Source organism: Embleya sp. NBC_00896, from assembly GCF_045207785.1.
Lineage (GTDB): Bacteria > Actinomycetota > Actinomycetes > Streptomycetales > Streptomycetaceae > Embleya.
This window is the reverse complement of sequence record NZ_CP108777.1, coordinates 1,462,040-1,477,188: the sequence shown is the minus strand read 5'-3', so window position 1 is coordinate 1,477,188 and position 15,149 is coordinate 1,462,040. Positions and strand designations below refer to the sequence as shown.

The following is a 15,149-nucleotide window of genomic DNA, read 5'->3' as shown; positions in this document are numbered from 1 at the left end:
ACACAATTATTTCGTTCGGGGAGTCCCACATGCCCACTCGCACCCTGCCCACGCCGACCTTCGCCCGCACCGTCCGCGGCTCGGGCCCGGGCCTCCTGGTCGCGCACGGCTCCGGCGGCAGCGTCGCCGGCAACTACGGCCCGATCCTGGACGGCCTCGCCGCCGGCCACACCGTCGTCGGCGTCGACTATCCGGGCACGGGCGACACACCGCGCTCGGCCGGTCCGCTGTCCCTGGACGACCTCGCCGACCAGCTCGTCGCGGCGGGCGACGCCGAGGGCCTGGACACCTTCGCGGTGGCCGGCTACTCGCTCGGCGGCGCGGTGGCGATCCGCGCCGCGACCCGACACCCCGAGCGCGTCACGGCCCTGGTGCTGACCGCGGCGTTCGCCCACCCCGACGCGCGGCTGACCTTGGCGTCGCGGGTCTGGCGCGGGCTGTACGAGTCCGGCGACCACGCCGCGCTCGCCGCGTTCCTGGTCCCGACGGCGCTGAGCCCGGCGGCGTTCGACGCCCTCTCCCCCGACACCCTGACCGCCGTCCTGGCGATGACCGCCGAGAGCGCTCCCGCCGGCACCCCCGAGCACACCGACCTGGTCGAACGCACCGACGTCCGCGCCGACTTGGCCGCGATCACCGTCCCCGCCCTGGTCGTTTCGACAACCGGCGACAACCTCGTCGCCCCCGCCCTGCACCGGGCCGTCGCCGCCGGCCTGCCCAACGCACGACTGATCGAACTCCCCGCAGGCCACCTGCCCTTCGCCGAACGCCCCGAGGAATGGCTCACCGCCATCACCACCTTCCTCACCGAGGTCGGGCGATAAACGGCTCGCCGTGCTGCGGGACGACCCGATGGAGGAGCCCGAGATCAGAGCCGCCGCCGAGGTACGACTGCCGACGGCCGCCGGTGGGGTCGGGTAGTGCCAGGTGGGCTCACGCCCGACACCGACCTGACCACCTTGCCCAAACACACAGGGGCACCCCCGGATCGCCCCGGATCCCTACAGCGGTGCGCGGCCGGCCCGCGTCACGGGGTGGGTCCGTCGGTCGTCGAGGCCGGGGCTGCGGCCGTGGTGGACCGACGCGCGGGGACCCCACCGCGGACTCCGCCCGCGGGAATGGGGTTGTCGCGTACGACGAGGAGCGCCGCGAGCGCGAGCAGCCCGGCGACCGCGCCGCTCCAGGCGACGGCGGATCCGATCGCCGAGGCCGTGGGCGTGGCCGAGCCGGGGTGACTCATCAGGGACTGGGCGCAGGCGAGGCCGAAGGCGCCGCCGATCTGCTTGGTGAGCGCGGAACCGGCTGTCGCCGCGCCCATGTCGGCGGGCGGGACGCAGTTCTGGGTGGCGATGGTGATCCCACCCATCGCCGGTCCGGTGCCGAGGCCGACGAGGAGCAGCCACACGCAGGTCAACGCCGGCGGCGTGCCGGCGTCCAGGGCGAAGAAGGCGGCGGTGCCGACGGTGACCAGCCCGGCGCCGGTCACGAGCGCGGGTTTGGCGTTTCCGCTGCGCAGGATGGCGGCGGCGGTGAGCCGGTTGCCCACGGTCATGCCGATCAGGAGCGGAAGCAGCAACAGGCCGGACACGGTGGCCGAATGGCCGCGGGCGTACTGGAAGTACAGCGGCAGGAACACTCCGACCGGTAGCGCGGCGACCTGGAAGAAGAACCCGGCGGTCAGCAGGGCGCTGTAGGTGCGATGGCGGAACAGGCGCAGCGGCAGGACGGGGATGGTCGCGCGCCGCTCGACGGGGACGAGCAGGGCGAGCAGGGCGAGGCCGCCGAGCAGGCAGCCCGCGATGGCGGGATCGGTCCAGGGCAGCGGGTGACCGGCGGCGGCGTTGCCCTTGAGGCTGAGGCCGGTCAGGGCCAGGGAGAGCCCGCCGGCGAGCAGCAGGATCCCGGCCACGTCGAGGCGTCCGGACGGTGCCGCGGGTGGACGTCGCTCCGGGAGCAGGCGGGCGAGTACGACCGCGGCGGCCAGGCCGATGGGGAGGTTGAGCAGGAACGCCCATCGCCAACCGGCGTGGTCGGCGAGCAGGCCGCCGACGATCGGGCCGCCGACCATGCCGAGCACCAGCATGGCGGCCAGCACGGTCTGCATGCGGATCAGCCCCTCCGTACGCGAGGGTGGGTGGAGGTCGCGGATCAGGGCCATGCCGAGCGTGAGCAGTGCGCCGGCGCCCAGCCCCTGCACGGCGCGCGAGGCGATCAGTACCGCCATCGAGCCGGCCAGGCCGCAGGCGAGCGAGCCGATCAGGAACACGACGAGCCCGCCGAGCAGCAGCCGGCGCCGCCCGTACAGGTCGGAGAAGCGGCCGTAGACCGGCACGCTGACCGAGGAGGTCAGCAGGTACGCGGTGACGAGCCAGACGTACCAGGAGTCGGTGCCGTCGATCTGCTCGACGATGCGGGGCAGGGCGGTGCCGACCACGGTGCCGTCCAGCACCGCCAGGAAGGCGCAGCCCAGCAGCGCCGAGGTCACCAACCTCCGTTGCCGGAGCCCGAGTTCGTCGTACGGGCCGGATGCGGTCACCGGACCTCCCTGGATCCGGTGAACGCGCCGAACAGGAAGAGCTCCACCAGTTCCTCGGGGGTCGGCGGCTCCGAGGCGCCCAGGCGGCCGGCGGCCATCAGCTGCAACTGGAAGGCGTCCGCGAGCCGTTCGGGGGAAAGCCGCAGGTCGTCGCGATCGGGCTCGAACAGGGCGGCCAGGGCCGCTCGCGGCGCGGCGAGTCCCGTCTCGCGGTTCGGGAGTCCGTCCTTGCCGGGCTTGAGGTGCGACGAGCGGTCCATCCCGCCGGTCGCGGCCAGGGCCCCGATGATGGTGCCCATTCGGGTCAGATAGCCGCGCATCACTTCGGCGGCCTCGGTGAGCCGGTCCGCGAGCGGCTGGTCCAGCGCGATCGCCTTCAGGTGGACGACGGCGTCGTCGGGACGCAACGCCTCGGCCATGACGGCCGCGAGCAGGGCGTCCTTGTCGGCGAAGACCCGAAAGATCGTGCCTTCGCCGATCCCGGCGGCGCGAGCGATCTTGGCCGTGGTCACGGCGGCGCCGTATTCGACGACGAGCGGAAGGGCCGCGGCGACGATCATGGCCCGACGCTGATCGGAGTCCATGGCGGGCGCGCGGCGCCGGGGCGGCGTGGAAGAGGTGTCCGTCATACGAGAACCGTACGGAGTGAGTACTCACTCCGTCAATGGGAATCGCAGCGGTACCGGCCGCCGTCACATACCGGCCTCCGTCACATGAGGTCGTGCAACACCACATCCGAGATCGCGCCGTCCGCGGCCGTCAGCGTCATGTACGTGTGCCGAGGCTGCCGACGACGATCGGTGGGCGACCCCGGATTCAGCAACCGCAGCCCCGTGTCGGCAACGGTGTCCCACGGAATATGGCTGTGCCCGAACACCAACACGTCCACGTCGGGAAACCGCGCCGCGCACCGTCGTTCGCGCCCCTCCGCGGGCCCGATCTCGTGCACGACGGCAAACCGCACCCCGCCCAACTCGACCCGGGCCACCTCCGGCAACCGCTCCCGCAGGTCCGCCCCGTCGTTGTTCCCGTACACCCCCACCACCCGCCGCGCCCGCTCCTCGAACAGATCGAGCGCCGCGACATCGACCCAGTCCCCGGCGTGGACGACCACGTCGACAGCCGCCATCTCGTCCAACAACCGCTCGGGAACCGCCCTGGCCCGCGCCGGCACGTGTGTATCGGCCGTCAGAAGAATTCGCATGCTCACCACAGTACGAGCCGGTCGACGCCCAACCCCGAAACCACGCACTCGGGTTCGGGTTCGGGTTCGGGTTCGGACTCACGCACCGCCCCGGTGGAGGGAGTCCAAGGCGGCCGGCTCGTCCTCGGACAGGCGCAGCGCGCCGGCGGCGCCCGGCGCGCTGCTCCCTCATCGCGTGGCCGTGCGGCCCGGGTGCAGGCGCACCCCGAGCAGTGGATGGCGTGGGCCGACCTGGTCGGGGTGCGCGCGGCTCGGCGAGGCCGCCCCGGGGTGGCGACCGCGGCGTCAGGACTGCCGGCGGCCGGTCTCGATGTAGTCCCGGAGGTGGTCGAGCGCGCGTTCCAGCACCGCCCCCACGTTCACGCCGGTGTCGTCGCCGTCGTGGCGGTCCCGGGTGAGCGCGTCCACCGACAGCGAATCGTGTCCCTTCGGGCCGCCGAACCGCGCCCAGTCGTGGCTGCGCTCGTGCTCGACGGGGTGGTCCATCGGGTGCTCGTCGCCGTCGTCGACGATCACGGTGACGATGCTGTCGATGTCGCTTGGCCCCTCCTGAACGATCACGATGCCCGTGTACGGCGTGCCGCGCACAGCCCACTCGATCCGGGTCCCGGGTCCGTCCCGATCGAGGTCGACCTCGGCCGCGACCGAGTCCGCCCCCTCGCCGGCGGTCACCACCACGGCCTCGCCCGCCGTGGCTCGCACGGCGGTCACCGGCGGGAAGTAGTCGGGGAGCCTGCCGGCGTCGGACAGCAGGTGGTACACCCGGTCGGTGGGCAAGGAGACCTGCACGGAACGCGTATGAAGAACCATGCGGCTACTGCTATCCGCCGGCGGCCCATTCCATTCGCGACCTTCGCCCCGACGGACGCGTGACGGAGAGCGCCGAGAGCAGGCGGTGCTCGGTCTCGACGTGGTGCCGTGCCCGGGCAGATGAGCCGGCCGCCCTCCGGGCTTCCCAATTATCTTAACGATGAGATATGATTCTTAACGTTAAGAAATTGACCACCAGGGCCGATCCGAACCACCCTGGGCCGGCCGGCCCGAAAGGAGCGCGACATCATGCGCATCACCGTGTTCGGAGCAGCCGGGAACGTCGGCAGCCGAGTCGTCACCGAAGCACTCGCCCGCGGCCACGAGGTGACCGCGGTGGTCCGCGATCGGGCCCGCTTCGCCGAGTTGCACCCCGACGCGCAGCCGCGGGTGGGCAACGCCGCGAACGTCGAGGACGTGGCCGAACTGAGTGCCGGCCGCGATCTGGTGATCAGCGCGACCCGCCCGGCACCCGGCAGCGAGACCGACCTGGTCACCACGGCCAAGGCACTGCTGGCCGGCCTCGCGGGCAGCGACGTCCGACTGCTGGTCGTGGGCGGCGCGGGCAGCCTGAACGTGCCCGACGGCGACGGCACGCTCGCCGTCGACGACCAGCGCTTCGTCCCCACCGCCTGGCGCGGCATCGCGCTGGCTTGCAACGAGCAGCTCGACACGTTCCGCACGGAGCGGGGCGAGGTGAACTGGACCTACCTGAGCCCCTCCGCCAACCTGCAACCCGGCACCCGCACCGGCGCCTTCCGGGTCGGCACCGACGACCTCCTGATCGACGTCGACGGCAGCTCGGCGATCTCCATGGAAGACCTCGCGGTGGCCCTGCTCGACGAGGCCGAACACCCCAAGCACCACCGCACCCGCTTCACCGCGGGCTACTGACCACCGACCGGGGCCCGCGCCCACGCCTCGAAGCCCCCACCGACACCCCGCGCGGCGCGTTGCGCAGGGCTGACCATCGAGGCGGCCGAGCGCGGCCGAGGCCGGTGTAGGCCGGTCGAGGCCGTCGAGGCCGGTCGAAGACGCTAGGGGGATCGCGGTGATCGCCCCCGGTGGGTGCGGCCCGGGCCGGGTAGGACCCGGGCGTGCGGGCGAGCGCGCCCGTGCCTGCCGAGCGGCCGAGGAGCAGCACCGTGGACTTCGCGTTCGACGACGACCAGAGGCTCTTTCGCGAGACCCTGCGCGACTTCGTGGACCGCGAGATCGTCCCGGTCGCGATCGAATGGGAGCACTCCGGGCGCTACCCCGCCGAGATCGTCGCGACCATGCGCGAACTCGGCCTGTTCGGGATCACCGTGCCCGAGGAGTACGGCGGGCTCGACCTGGACAAGGTGTCGTACGCGCTCGTGTTCGAGGAGATCTCGCGCGGCTGGATGGGCGTCGCCGGAGTCCTGGGCACACACTCGCTCGCGTGCACGATGATCGCGCGCGACGGCACCCCCGAACAACGCGCCCACTACCTGCCCCGGATGGCCACCGGCGAATGGCGCGCCGGGATCGCGCTCACCGAACCCGACGCCGGCACCGACCTGCAGGGCATTCGCACCACCGCGCGCCGGGACGGCGACGCGTACGTGCTCACCGGCGCCAAGACCTGATCACCAACGCGCGCCACGCCGCGATGTTGCCGGTCCTGGTCAAGACCGACCCCGCCGCCGAGCCCCGACACCGCGGCATGAGCGTGTTCCTGGTCGAGACCGACCGTCCCGGCTTCGAGGTGGTCCGGGACCTGCCCAAGCTCGGCTACAACGGCACCGAATCGTGCGAACTGCGCCTGGACGAGGTCCGGGTCCCGGCCGGCAACCTCCTCGGCGGCGCCGAGGGCCACGGCCTGCAACAGGCGCTCTCCGCCCTGGAGACCGGCCGGATCAACATCGCCGCGCGCTCGGTCGGGATCGCCCAGGCCGCGTACGACGCCGCACTCGCGTACAGCCGGCAACGGCAGGCGTTCGGCCGGCCGATCGCCGAGTTCCAGGCCATCCAACTCAAGCTCGCCGACATGGCCACCGAGGTACAGGCCGCGCGCCTGCTCGTGTACTGGGCCGCCGCGCGCGCCGATTCGGGCGAACGTGTGGACCTGGAGACCGGGATGGCCAAGATGTTCGCGTCCGAGGTGGCGATCAGGAACTCGCTGGAAGCCATGCGTGTACACGGCGGCCACGGCTACTCCCGGGAGTTCGTCGTCGAGCGCCTCTACCGCGACGCCGTCCTGATGAGCATCGGCGAGGGCACCAACGACATCCTGCGCACGGTGGTGGCCAGGCAACTCGTCCGCGGCACCGGCCGGATCGGCTGAGTCGAGCCGAACCCGGCGCGACCGATCACGCCACACCCCCCATCCACGCGGAAGCGAGGACCCGTCACCCGGCAGCACGGCGATTCGGCCGGGGCCGGGCCTCCGCGGGCCTCCTCGGGCCTTTCTGGGCGCGCGCCGCCGTCCGCGGCGAGTGGGGCATGCTCCGCGACCCCAACGCGGCCGAGATCGTCACGCCCGCGCTGCGCCTGATGAAGGCGGCGGTGGCCACGATCGTGCGCGCCCACGGCGATCCGGCCGTCGTCGAGCAGGTCCGCGCCGTACTGGAGAACGCGCGCCGTGAACTCAAGGCCATGGATCGCCGCGGGAAGCGGTGACCCGTCGCGGCCGCGCACCGCCCGCGCACTCCCCGGCGCCGTTCGGGCCCGGGCTGGTTCCGCACTTCATTCAGCAGACTCACAAGGGAGTTCGTCCGATGAGCGCGACCCAACGAACCGGCGGCGTCGGCCGCCGCTTACTCGACCGGATCTTCGTCGTCGGCGAGGTCGCCGAGACGGAGCAGGTCACGCCGCGCATGCGCCGGGTCCGGATCAGCGGCGATGCCGTCCGGGGCCTCGCGCACGTCCCGGGGCAGCAGGTCCGGGTGCACATGGGCGATCTGCTGTCGCCGCGCACGTGGACACACCCGGGCGATCTGCTGCGGACCTACTCGGTGTGGCGCTACGACCCGGCCGCGGGTGATCTCGATCTGTGCGTCATGGACCACGGCGACGGGCCCGGCGCGCGCTGGGGGCGGGCTCTGACGGTGGGTCAGGAGGTCCGATTCGGCAAGCCCGAGGGGTCGTTCACGGTCCGTGCGGACGCGCCGTACCACGTGTTCGCCGGCGAGGAGACGGCGTCGGTGGCGATCGGCGCGATGCTCGCGGCGCTGCCGGCCGACGCGGCCGTCCACGGCGCCGTGGAGACCGCGACGCCCGAGGACCGGCTGCCGCTCGCCCGCAGTGGCGACCTCGCGTTCCCGGTGCGCGGCGACGCGTCCGCGGCGGCGTCGACGGTGCTGCTCGACGCCGTGCGCGGCCTGGATCTGCCGAGCGAGCCTGGCATCGCGTACGTGGCCGGCGAGGCCAGAACGGTCCAGTCGATCCGCGAACACCTGGTCACCGACCGCGGTTGGCCGCGCCGCTCGGTGCTGACCAAGCCGTTCTGGGCGCCGGGCAAGAAGGGCATGGATTAGCACGGCGTCACGAACTCGCGCCCATCGTCGAGCCGTTGCCGACCGCTCCCCTACGCTGCCCCGATGGACCTTACGCAGCGGGCCGCCGGCGCCGTCGTGGGCTCGGCGGTGGGCGACGCGCTGGGCGCCCCCTTCGAGTTCGGCCTCGCGGGAGACTTCTCGGCTCGGTTCCCCGAACCGCCGGCCGGGGCCTCCCGGGCCGACGCCCCGTACGCCACCGAGATGTGCGGCGGCGGCGGGTGGGATCCGGGCGAGGCCACGGACGACACCCAGATGGCCGTGCACGTGGCCCGATCCCTCTTGGAGCGGGGCGAGTTGGACCTGCCGGACATGTTCGAGCGGTTTCGGCTGTGGGCCCGTTCGGAGCCCAAGGACATCGGCCTGCAGACCGAGGACGTGCTCACCAACGGCATGCCGTGGGACCTCGCCGCGAGCGTCCACGTCCAGGTCAACGCGCGCGCGGCCGGCAACGGCTCGCTGATGCGGGCCACGACCTCCGCCGTCTACTTCGCGCCCGAAGGCCGCGCGGCGACGATGGCCGCCGCGCGCCGAATCGCCGCGCTGACCCACGGCGACCGGGCGGCGTGGGAGGGCACCGCCGTCTTCCACGACCTGGTTCGGGTGGCACTGGCCGGCGGCGACCCGCTCGCGGCCCTGCCGGACACGCTGGCCGAGGTGCATCCCGACCACCGCGAGCGCTACGCCGCGGTGCTCGCTCCGACCTGGCACCCCGACGATGCCACCGAGTTCAACGGCGCGGTGTGGCCGTGTCTGGGCTCGGCGGTCTGGGCGGTCCGCACCACGACGTCGTACGAGGCCGCGCTCCGTGCGGCGGTCGACCTCGGCGGCGACACGGACACGGTCGCGGCCGTCACCGGCGGGCTGGCAGGCGCCCTGTACGGCCTCGGAGCCATCCCGTTGCGCTGGACCTCCACACTGCACGTCCCCCTCCCGGGCTCGGCCGGCGACGTCCTGCGCCTGCCGGAACTCCTGTCCCTGGCAAGCGAGTTGAGCCACCACACGTGAGTCCGCCGCACCGGCGGTCGGCCGGCGCGGCGACGACGAACCCGGCACCGGAAGGCACCCGACTCGGCCGGTGATCGGCTCGCCGCATCCGGGGTGTCGTTTCGGCGGCCCCACGATTCACCAACTCTACCTTTGGCTACATTGAGTAACTCTCCAGTTGCTATGAGTAAGAATTCGGGGGACGGTTGTTGAACACCCCGTTTCCCACTGGAAGGCCCTTTTGTCATGCGTAACACCCGGATCGTCGCCATTCTGACCGGTGCCTCGCTCGTTGTGGGCGCCGGAGCGGCGGTGGCGACCAGCGAAAACGGCACCTCGCGGACTGCGGCAGGCTCGCTTCCCGTGGCCGCCGCCGCCCTGCGCGCCCCGCTCCCCGCGGACGCGACCGCGACCATGCAGATCGATCAGCTCGGCGCGCTCGGCGCGGTGACCAAGGCGGTCTCCGAGCTGCTCGCGGCGGCGCAGCCGCCCACGGGCCCGGTCGACGCCGCGAAGGTCAAGGCGCGGCTGGCGGCCTTGCAGGCGGCAGCCAAGGAACTGCTCGCCATGTTCCCGACCACGCCGCCGGCCGCGCTCCCGGTCCAGGATGCCCGCTACCCAGCGCCCCCCGCCCCGCCGTCGCTGCCGGACGCGGTGGCCACCCTCCTCGCCGATGCCGATGCGCTGGTGAAGGCGATCATCGGCGCGGCTCCCTCAACCCCGCCGATGAGCCCGCCCGCGAGCCGGCCGATGAGCCCGCCCGCGAGCCCGCCGATGAGCCCGCCCGCGAGCCCGTCCGTAGCGGCCCCGACCACGTACCCCTCGAAGCCGCCGACCGGCAAGCCCGCCGGCCCGACCACGGACATCCCGGCCTTGGTGACCGCGCTGGCCAAGAGCGATCTGGGCGTCGTCAACGCCACGGTGGCCGCGATCGGTGCCGGTGCGCCGGCCCCGGTGAACTAGGGCCGTAGACCGAGTCCGCGGATCCCCGATGGGGTCCGGCCCCACTCCGGGCCGGACCCCATCGGCACGTGGTGCACCGGCACCTCCGCCCCACACGTTCCGACACCGCACCGACATACCGACGGAGTGGTGAATGCCCGGTGCCGAACCCCGCCGTGGAACTCCTCAGCGCCGCGGCGCGGTCAGCCGCCGTGGTTCCAGGCGCTCCTCGACGGCCGAGTCGCCGTCCCGGGCGACGACATAGGCGCCCTTGCCGGTCGCTTCCGTGACGGCTTCGGCGAGTTCGGTTCCGCGGTAGACGAGGCCCACGCCGTCGTCGGTGCAGTGCGTGGTGGGCAGCGTCCCGTCCGCGACCAGCCGTTGTACCAGCGGGCGCCGGTTCCGGTCGGTGTCGTAGTGGACGCCGTTGCCGTACGGCAGGAAGCCGAGCGCGTCGGTCACCGGCCTCAGTTCGCGCCCGAACGAGTCGGTGGTGCCGCCTCGGAACCAACAGATCGACCCCGCGCTGACACCACTGAGCACGACACCGGCCGCCCAGGCCCGGCGGAAGACCGCGTCCAGCCCGTGAACACGCCACACCGCCAGCAGATTTGCCACCGAACCGCCCATGACCCACACGACGTCCTGCGCCAGGACGGCGCCCTCCACGTCTTCGATGTTCGGCATCGGAAAGAGATGCAGCGGCGTCAGGTCGAACCCGGCGACGCGAGCGGCCTCGTACATGCGCGCCGTGAAGTGCTCGGCGTCGCCGATCGCCGTACCGACGTACATGATCCGAGGTCGGCGTCCGTGTACCCCGGACAGCTCGACGGCGTGGTGCACGAGGGCGTCGAAGGACACCATCGTGCGATCTCCCACGCGGTGGCCACCCGAGGTGGCAAGGATGGTTGGTTCAGAGGCGGTCATGACCCGCGACCCTAGTGCCGTGGCCGTGAACGTTCGCCGCCGCCACCGCCGCCGCGCCGGGCGATCAGTGGTTTGATGCCGCGCCTCCACAGAAGACGGCGGTACTTGTCGAAGTCGTAGCCGCGGTCGGCGTACAGGCGCCGGGGCTTGCGGCGGGGGCGTCCGTGCAGGCCCCGGATCGGCGGGACGGCGTTCAACAACGGGAGAAGCCGGGTGACGTCGTGGCGGTTACCGCCGGTGAGCGTGACGGCGAGCGGGGTGCCATGGCGGTCGACGATCAGGTGGTGCTTGGAGCCGGGGCGGCCCGGTCGACCGGCGAGGGGCCGACATGGTCTCCCCTTTGAGGGCCCAAACATGCGAGCCGTCCACGGCGCAGTCGTCCAGGTCCAGTGAGCCCGCGCGGCGCAGTTCGGTCGGCAGGGTTGCGTGTAGGCGCGGCCGGACTCCGGCTTCGGTCCAGTCCCGCAGCCGGCGCCAGGCCGTGATTCCGGAGCAGCCCACGGTCTCGGCGGGGACGTTGCGCCGGGCAGCTCCGGTCCGCAGCACGTGCATGATGGCGGCGAGGGCCGTCCTGTCCGGAACGCGAGGTCGCCCGGGATGGCGGTGGCGTCGCGCGGGAGTGGGTGGCAGCAGCGGAGCCACCCACTCCCACAGGTCGTCCGTAACGAGGTCGGCACGCACCCGGACACCCTGCCTACCGAGATCGCCGAGCGCAGGACTCGCAGCTCAACTCATGCTTTCGCTGCGGCCCCGCCGTTGGACGATGCCGGGGACTTGGCGTCCGAACCGGCCTTGTCGCCTTGGTTCAGCATGCCGCCGAGGGCGCTGAGGTTGCCGGCGCCGGCGGCGCCTCCGGTCACGAGGGGTGCGGCCTTGCCGGCGGCGTCGACTGCGATCTGGGCCATCTTCTGCAGGTGTTCGGTGGCGGTCTTCATGGCTTCCTGGGCGCGTTCGCCGGCGGCCTTGTCGTTGCCGGCGGCGGCTTCGATGCCCTTGGTGAGTACCTGGCTCATGGTGTTGAGGCCGCTCATGTCGCGGAAGAGGTTCGCGGTGGCGATGGCCTGCGCCGCTTGCAGGGCGGTCGGGTCGGGCATCGCCGCGAGCGGCGTGAACTTCGCCTGGGATGCGCCCATGCCGGCCGCCGTGGTGTCGGGGTCCTTCGCTCGCGTGCCGGTGGATATCGGCGCGATGTCGGACGGGGTGATCTGGATGGGCGAGTCCTTCCAGTTCCAGAAGCGGGTGAGGTCGATCTTCTCGGCCGCGTTGGCCCGGCCGAGTACGGCCTCGGCGAAGACGCCCTTGGTGGCGATGGCGATCGTGTTGGTCACCGGCGTCCCGAACGTGTTGTCGCCCGGCCGGCGGGCCTTGGTCCAATCCTCTCGTTCCTGCTCGCTGCCGAAGTTCCACCGGAAACCGAGATAGTTGCCGGTGGCGGCGATCGGCTTCGGATCCAGCAGCGTGCCGAGCAGGACCGGCGCGGCGTTCGAACCCGCCGGGGTGTACGAGTAGTTGGCGAGGATGCGGCTGAGCGTCAACTCGTCGGCGTTGGCCCACACGGCCTGGCTGTAGTGGCGGCGGTTGTCGTTCAGGTGGTCCAGGACCGCCTGCGGCACGTTCCCGCCGCGCACGTGGAAACCGAGCGACGCGAGGTAGGTGCGGGTGCCGGACTTCACCGTGGAGCCGAACAGCCCGCAGATGGCCGCGCCGCCGGCGTCCTCGGTCAGGTCCGGCGCGACGGTGGTGGTCGCGGCGATCCCGAAGTCGACCACGCCCGAGGTCATCGTCAGGCGCAGCCCGGCGAGGCTGCCGCGGGCGGCCGTGCCGGACCAGGCGTCGACGGAGAGCAGCTTGTCTGCGCCCGCGAAGGTGTGGGACGCGCGCTGCTGTATACCGGAGCCGCCGGTGTCGCCGCAGCGGAAGGTGTGGCCCGGGAAGACCACCTGGATGCTGCGGATCCCGAACTCGTCGTGCCAGACGTCGATCCTGGACGCGTAGGGGGAGTCGGCCTTCGAGGGGACGTCGAAGGGTATCGGCGCCTCCCGCCCCGCGGTGAGCAGCCGGAGGACGTGGCCGGGGTTCACGAGCGCCCAGTAGTCCCCACTGATGGAGGAGACGACATCCACGATCCCGGGGACTCCGGAGAAGTACTTGGGAGGGGTCCAGGTCGTCGCGCCGGCCTCCACCACGAGGGCCTTGCCGTCGGCGGTGACGCCCCAGAGCACGCCGTCCGGGCCGGCGGACAGGCGCTTGACGTTCGGTGCCGGGGTCCGCTCCTGCCAGCCGGTGCCGCTGCGTTCGAAGGTCCGGCCCTCCCGGCAGTACCAGACCTTGTCCCTGCCGACGACGGCGACGTCGTCGGCAGGGACGTTCAGGCTCTGCCATGTGCCGTTCAGGGCGCGCTGCCAGATCGAGTTGTCCGTGCCGACGACGTAGACCGCGCCGTCCGGGCCGCATGCGAGGGCCTTGCCCCGCCCGTCCTGCGGGTCACGTCGCCAGGTCGTCCCGTCGAACTGCATGAGCCTGTTGTCGGTCCTGAGTGCCCACACGGTGTCCTTGCCCGGTGCGATGCGGGCCAGGTCGCCGTCCAGTCCGGTGGTGGGCAGCGGGTTCCACTGCCGGCCCACCGGATCGAACCGGACCGGGCTGCCGTCGTACTTGCGCACCCCGTACACGCCCATGGCCGAAGCGGCGATGTCGACCAGATCCACCCCGTCGAAGACCTGGGGGGTCGACGGGGCTTCAGGTGCCGTGCACGCGTCGAGCTTGCGTACCGCGGTGTCGAAGGGGTTCGCGGCCCGGATCTTGGTCGCCCAGTCGGCCGGCGCGACCGACGCGAGCACCTCCTTGTACCGTTGCAGGCTGGTGTAGTTGAAGTTGAGTTCCTGCAGCGGGATGAACAGGCAGCGTTCCAGCCTGGTCGGCCTGGTCGTCACGGTGTAGACCTGAACGACCTCGTAGTACTGCACCGACATCGCGTGCATGTGGTTGTAGTTGGTGACGACCCGGGTGAGGACCTGCTCCTTCTCCAACTGCGTCGTCTCGCGCACGACCGTCATGTTCCGGCTGCGGGCCGCGGTCGCCAGTTGCTGGGTCCGCGCGCTGATGCGCTGGGTCGCCTCGGCCGCGACCGACTTCACGCCGGTCGAGCGCGACACCGCGGTCGCGAAGCCCGAGTTCGACGACTCGCCCCAGTTGCCGCCGGCCCCCATACCGAAGAACGCGACGCCGATACTGCCGCCGGAGCTGGAGGACTTGCTCGCGTGGGACGCCTGGGACGTGCCGTACTGCTCCTCGCGGGCGATCGCGTTCGCGACCTCGCTGATCGACCGGTTCTGGTCGGTGGTGGCGGCCAGCGTCTCGGCCTCGGCGGCCGTCTCGGTGCCGGTGGCCTTGGTGGTGCGCTGCCAGTCGACGACCGCGACCTTGGTGCTCTCGCCGGGCGCGAGCGCGAGGCTGTGCAGCAGCCGGCCGAGCGTGACGCCCTGGGCCGACCAGCTCTGCTCCGTCGTGACGATCATGCCCTCGGCCGGGCGGTCGTAGAACGGCAGGTTCTCCTCGCCGAGGTCGATGGCGCCGGTCAGCTTGCGCGCCGGCTTCGCCCCGGGGATGTCGGTGAGCACCACCGACCGGTAACGGACGATCTCCACGGGGTAGTTGCCGGTGGTCGGAAGCAGGTCCTTCGGCGTCGCGCCGTCGAGCATCGCCTTGTCCACTTCGAACGTGGGCGACGTACTCGCCGGGGTCGTCGCCGGCGTGGTGGCGGGTGTTCCGGTGCTCGGGGTGGTCATCAGGATTCCCGTCTGCGAAGAAAACGAGGAAGAGCCGACACGTACGCCAGGAATGGGAGCGCCTGGCCCATGGGCAAACAACGCCTTCCGGATCGCTCGAAGCTACACAGCCCGGTCACGGCAGCGGCACGCTTTGTCTGAACTTGGCCGGAATCAGTACCCCGCCCGGCGACCCTCCCGCAACGCCCGCCGCAGGAAGTTGTTCGCCTGCGTGCCCTGGTGTCGGACCTTCGCCGAGACGACCACATGCCCGCTGACCTCGAACCGCAGGGCCTGCACGCGGCGCGGCCGGACGACGCGCGGCCTGGTGCCCTCCAGGACGAACGGGGTCACGGAGTGGTCGCACGTCACAACGCCTTGTCGTCCGGAACGGAGACCCGCGCGGCCACCAACTCCCGCTCGGTCGGGGCCGACAGCACCTACCTTCAGAAGCTCCG

Annotated in this window: 13 protein-coding genes and 2 pseudogenes; 7 read left to right on the top strand and 8 right to left on the bottom strand. The window is 72.0% G+C overall.

The annotated features are described in order from the left end of the window. Nucleotides 1–29: 29 nt before the first annotated feature. Nucleotides 30–824 (top strand): alpha/beta hydrolase, encoded by a 795-nt coding sequence (locus OG928_RS39930; RefSeq protein ID WP_331766902.1) that lies wholly within the window; start codon nt 30–32, stop codon nt 822–824. 203 nt (nt 825–1,027) lie between these two features. On the opposite strand, the gene OG928_RS39925 is transcribed toward OG928_RS39930, so the two are convergent. The 4 genes from OG928_RS39925 to OG928_RS39910 form a co-directional block, all read right to left on the bottom strand. Further along, nucleotides 1,028–2,536 (bottom strand): MFS transporter, encoded by a 1,509-nt coding sequence (locus tag OG928_RS39925; protein WP_331766901.1) that lies wholly within the window; start codon nt 2,534–2,536, stop codon nt 1,028–1,030. Continuing rightward, nucleotides 2,533–3,165, bottom strand: coding sequence for a helix-turn-helix domain-containing protein (locus tag OG928_RS39920; RefSeq protein WP_331766900.1), 633 nt, complete (start codon nt 3,163–3,165; stop codon nt 2,533–2,535). Before OG928_RS39920 ends, OG928_RS39925 begins: the two co-directional genes overlap by 4 nt. 80 nt (nt 3,166–3,245) lie before the next feature. Then, on the bottom strand, nt 3,246–3,740 hold the full coding sequence (locus OG928_RS39915) for a metallophosphoesterase (protein ID WP_331766899.1): 495 nt from the start codon (nt 3,738–3,740) through the stop codon (nt 3,246–3,248). 285 nt (nt 3,741–4,025) lie between these two features. Then, nucleotides 4,026–4,550: an SRPBCC family protein gene (locus tag OG928_RS39910; RefSeq protein WP_331766898.1), complete on the bottom strand. Its 525-nt coding sequence runs from the start codon at nt 4,548–4,550 to the stop codon at nt 4,026–4,028. Nucleotides 4,551–4,799: 249 nt separating this feature from the next. Here OG928_RS39910 and OG928_RS39905 point away from each other — a divergent pair, with 249 nt between their 5' ends. The 6 genes and pseudogenes from OG928_RS39905 to OG928_RS39880 all read left to right on the top strand — a co-directional run bounded on the left by OG928_RS39905 (nt 4,800) and on the right by OG928_RS39880 (nt 10,018). Next, nucleotides 4,800–5,444 (top strand): NAD(P)H-binding protein, encoded by a 645-nt coding sequence (locus OG928_RS39905; RefSeq protein ID WP_331766897.1) that lies wholly within the window; start codon nt 4,800–4,802, stop codon nt 5,442–5,444. Nucleotides 5,445–5,695: 251 nt separating this feature from the next. Continuing rightward, nucleotides 5,696–6,858: pseudogene (locus OG928_RS39900) on the top strand (acyl-CoA dehydrogenase family protein). A 158-nt stretch (nt 6,859–7,016) separates the two neighbouring features. Then, entirely contained in the window at nt 7,017–7,193 is a 177-nt protein-coding gene (locus OG928_RS39895) for a hypothetical protein (protein WP_331766896.1), read from the top strand. Nucleotides 7,194–7,291: 98 nt separating this feature from the next. After that, nucleotides 7,292–8,050 (top strand): siderophore-interacting protein, encoded by a 759-nt coding sequence (locus OG928_RS39890; protein WP_331766895.1) that lies wholly within the window; start codon nt 7,292–7,294, stop codon nt 8,048–8,050. 63 nt (nt 8,051–8,113) lie between these two features. Then, nucleotides 8,114–9,076: an ADP-ribosylglycohydrolase family protein gene (locus tag OG928_RS39885; protein WP_331766894.1), complete on the top strand. Its 963-nt coding sequence runs from the start codon at nt 8,114–8,116 to the stop codon at nt 9,074–9,076. 225 nt (nt 9,077–9,301) lie between these two features. After that, nucleotides 9,302–10,018, top strand: a complete 717-nt coding sequence (locus OG928_RS39880; RefSeq protein WP_331766893.1) for a hypothetical protein — start codon at nt 9,302–9,304, stop codon at nt 10,016–10,018. 165 nt (nt 10,019–10,183) lie between these two features. Here the strand turns inward: OG928_RS39880 and OG928_RS39875 are convergent, their stop codons facing one another. The 4 genes and pseudogenes from OG928_RS39875 to OG928_RS39860 form a co-directional block, all read right to left on the bottom strand. Next, nucleotides 10,184–10,924, bottom strand: coding sequence for a peptidase E (locus tag OG928_RS39875; protein ID WP_331766892.1), 741 nt, complete (start codon nt 10,922–10,924; stop codon nt 10,184–10,186). Nucleotides 10,925–10,941: 17 nt separating this feature from the next. Next, a pseudogene (locus OG928_RS39870) lies at nt 10,942–11,605 on the bottom strand (IS5 family transposase); the annotation flags it as partial. A 50-nt stretch (nt 11,606–11,655) separates the two neighbouring features. After that, nucleotides 11,656–14,712 carry a tectonin domain-containing protein gene (locus OG928_RS39865; protein WP_331766891.1) on the bottom strand — a complete coding sequence of 1,019 codons (3,057 nt, stop codon included), beginning with the start codon at nt 14,710–14,712 and terminating at the stop codon, nt 11,656–11,658. A 153-nt stretch (nt 14,713–14,865) separates the two neighbouring features. Beyond that, nucleotides 14,866–15,045, bottom strand: coding sequence for a hypothetical protein (locus tag OG928_RS39860; RefSeq protein WP_331766890.1), 180 nt, complete (start codon nt 15,043–15,045; stop codon nt 14,866–14,868). Between the last annotated feature and the right edge of the window lie 104 nt (nt 15,046–15,149).